Source organism: Mesorhizobium sp. M4A.F.Ca.ET.022.05.2.1 (genome assembly GCF_003998845.1).
Classification (GTDB): Bacteria; Pseudomonadota; Alphaproteobacteria; order Rhizobiales; family Rhizobiaceae; genus Mesorhizobium.
In genome coordinates, this window is sequence record NZ_RZOJ01000555.1 from 1 (window position 1) to 3,165 (window position 3,165).

Below are 3,165 nucleotides of genomic sequence, written 5' to 3' on the forward strand. Positions count from 1 at the left end.
GACGCGCTTCATTGGCGAGACCGCCGCTTCCGGCCGGGCCGGCCCATCGGCAGCGTGGATGGCGTTGAGCGTCGCGAGCGCCGCGATGCCGGTCAGCAATGCTGTGGCGAGCGGCCTGAACCGATGGATGATGTTCACCATGACCTCCTGAGACGAACGTTCCCGAACAGGCCGGCCCGGCGCATGATCCGCTGCCGAGGCACTTCGAACGATCGGCCACGCAGCCCAGATCGGCGCGCGACCGGTCACAATACCGAAGTGCAACTACTGCTAATCGTGCCCGCGAGCAGAACCCGCTCAAAACCCTATAGCCCCCCACGGGCTACGTGGAAGCGATTTGTCGTTGCCAATGTTGGAATATTTTAGGCAGTATATCGCGCGGATGTTTTTGGCGGGGGCCTCAACTGACCGCGCGGGGCAATGTTCTGGTCGGCGGTTCCAAAGCTCGGTTTTGGGGCCACCACGATCTCGACAATATTTCTGTATCTTGATCCAGTCCTTGCTGACTTTTGGGAGAGTCTCACCGTGACAAAACTGACAAACACCATCATTGCGTCCGCATTTCTTTCCACCGCGATGTGGCTGGTGCCGGCCTTCGCCGCCGACCCCGGCACCGCGAATGCCGGCAATGGCGAAAGCATGCGCGATGGGGGATCGGGCGACTACACGCCGGGGCGGGCAAAGCCGATCGCGCCGCCGAAACTGACCGAGGACGAGGCCAGCCGCGCCGCGCCGCTCGCCGACGAGGACGCGGCGGTCAAGTCCTATGGCGTCGTGGGGCGTTCCGCCGACGGCAAGGAGATCAAGATCGAGGCGAACGAGGCGCTGAAGGAGCTGATCATTGAGGAGCTGAACGCGCCGGCCGACGGGCAGGGGTCCGACGCTTCCGGTCCACAGAACACCGAAGATCCGGGGCTGACTGAGGGCGAAACCGGTCGCCAGGTCTTCGGCACGGACGATCGCGAGCAGGTCAAGAACACCAAGACCTATCCGTTCTCGGCCATCGGCTACCTCGAAGCCAAGTCGCCCAAGACCGGCAAATACGGCAGCTGCTCGGCGACGCTGATCGGGCCGCGCACCGTGCTCACCGCGGCGCACTGCCTCTATAGCCATGAAGACGGCGCGTGGCTCGATGAATATCTGTTCGTGCCGGGCCTCAACGGCGGCACCGCCGACGACGCGCCGTTCGGCGCCTTCACCTATGAGAGCGCCTATATCCTGCAGGGCTTCATCGACAACTACCAGGGGTTTTACGGCTCGGTCGTGCCGTGGGATCTCGGCATCGTCACCCTGAAGCAGGACATTGGCACCAATCTCGGCTGGCTGGGCTATGCCAATTACGAGGATCTGGGCGATTTCACCGCCAACATCGTCGGTTATCCCGGCGACAAGTCGATGGGCACGATGTGGAAGGCAAGCTGCGAAGTGCACGCCGAGAACATCGGCACGGATTACTTCCAATATGACTGCGATACGTTCCCGGGCTCGAGCGGAAGCTCGGTCTACGCCTATGACAATGCCGCGAAGCAACGCGTCATCAGCGGCGTCAACGTGGCCGAGGGCCCGGAAGCGAACACCGCGGTCAGGCTCAACGCCGCTAATGTCGAGTGGATCAACGGCCTCTACAAATAGGCCGGCTCAAATCTGCCTAACGGCTGCGTTGAACAGGCGGCGGGAACTCTCGCCGCCTTTTCGTTTCCGGGCGCCGCTCGACTGGCCGTTACTTGGACTGCGCCTCTGGCTGTCCCTGGCGCACATAGGCCTCGATCGCCGTGGCAAAGTTGGCTGAGCCGGCCTTGCGCTGCTTATCTATATAGCCGGCAAAGTAACTCCAGAAGGAAACGGCGTAGTCGCGAAAGTAGGCGTCCGCCACCTTGCGTGAACACAGGTCGCTCTCGACGCAGATGGAGAGGCGATTGAGGAAATAGACGACGCGGTCGAAATGATCGCTGAAATCGGCGAGCGGCATGGTGCCGCCATCAGTGGTCATCGCCTCGATGCCGATGCGCTGCCTGAACACCTGCTCCTCGGTGGGAGTCGGATTGGCGCTGAGCAGATTGTCGTATTTGGCGTTGAGCCCCGTCAGCCGCTCCTTGAGCGCCCGTTGCGCCTGCTGCAGGTCCTTGCTCTCCCATAGCTCGACCAGCGACATGGTCTGCTCGACACGCTTCTGCTCCTGGTTGGCCAGGAACTGGAAGACGGAGAACAGAAGGGTGAAGATGATCACCAGGCGCACCAGAAGGCCCGACCAGGCATAGGCCAGCATGCGCCAGTCACGATCGGTGAAGGGGTTCGATTCCTTCTTGATCTCGTGGCTGCTCGGCCACGGGAAACCCTCCGTGGTCTCAGGCAGCGCCTCAGCCTTCCTGATCGCCGGCGGCTCCGTAGATGCCGTCGCTGGCGTAACCTTACCCCCCGGTTTTTTCATCGGCAGCTGTCCAGGTCGATAATGGCGGAGGGGTCGAGCACGATGCCCGGCGCCTCGAGCTTTTTCTTCAGGCAGTCGAGCTGCAAACGCGAAATCATGAACTGCACGTCAGGCTCGGCGGGCGCCTTGTTCGGCGAGGGCAGGGCCTCGACCACGCCGCGCGAGGCGCAGCCGCTGAGATCGACCACGACGGCCTCATTGCCGGTCTTGGCGATCTGGTCGTACTGGTCGAGAAAGCAACTCGCCAATTCGGAATTGGTCACGATCTGCTTGGCGCAGAGGCCGCAGGTCTCCTCTGCCGAGGCATGGGCGAACGACAGGCCCGCGGCAAGAAGGACCGCTCCGAGCCAGCAAAGAACCTTGGTTTTCACGAGCGTCCTCATCCTTTCCGCGCCGCGCCAGAATGTCCACATACCAAGCCCGTCGCGCAAGAGCCGCTGCGCGATTGCGACAGGCTTTTGCTGCGGCCTGCATTCAGGCGCGCGGCACCGTCTCCATCGGAAAGATCATCACCGCGCCCTTTGGGCCGCTCCTGTCGGTAAGCTTCATCACCGAGCGCGTCGAGGGCGCCATGCCGATATCGGTCAGCATGTCGGAGAAGCCGGAGCCGCCGGCCGCGCGGGTGGCCGAGGGCACGCCGTCCTGCGCCAGGAAGCTCAGGTCCTCCTTCTCGCTCTGCGGCGGCGCCTCGGTCAGCACCGCGATCATCCGCTCCATACCGCAGCTGGTGTCGGTGA

The 3,165-nt window shown here is 62.9% G+C and carries 3 protein-coding genes and 1 pseudogene; 1 reads left to right on the plus strand and 3 read right to left on the minus strand.

The window, feature by feature from the left end:
• Nucleotides 1-525 precede the first annotated feature (525 nt).
• Nucleotides 526-1,632 (plus strand): serine protease, encoded by a 1,107-nt coding sequence (locus EN745_RS32530; RefSeq protein ID WP_127423143.1) that lies wholly within the window; start codon nt 526-528, stop codon nt 1,630-1,632.
• A gap of 88 nt (nt 1,633-1,720) precedes the next feature.
• Here EN745_RS32530 and EN745_RS32535 read toward each other — a convergent pair whose 3' ends face one another.
• The 3 genes and pseudogenes from EN745_RS32535 to EN745_RS32545 form a co-directional block, all read right to left on the minus strand.
• Nucleotides 1,721-2,428, minus strand: coding sequence for a hypothetical protein (locus EN745_RS32535; RefSeq protein WP_126058254.1), 708 nt, complete (start codon nt 2,426-2,428; stop codon nt 1,721-1,723).
• Nucleotides 2,425-2,799: a hypothetical protein gene (locus EN745_RS32540; protein WP_245455380.1), complete on the minus strand. Its 375-nt coding sequence runs from the start codon at nt 2,797-2,799 to the stop codon at nt 2,425-2,427. The genes EN745_RS32535 and EN745_RS32540 overlap by 4 nt, the downstream gene beginning before the upstream one ends.
• A gap of 103 nt (nt 2,800-2,902) precedes the next feature.
• Nucleotides 2,903-3,165: pseudogene (locus EN745_RS32545) on the minus strand (caspase family protein); the annotation flags it as partial.

Excerpts from the sequence above, each read along its gene's own strand:
- EN745_RS32535 (WP_126058254.1), bottom strand. The coding sequence starts at position 2,428 with ATGAAAAAACCGGGGGGTAAGGTTACGCCAGCGACGGCATCTACGGAG.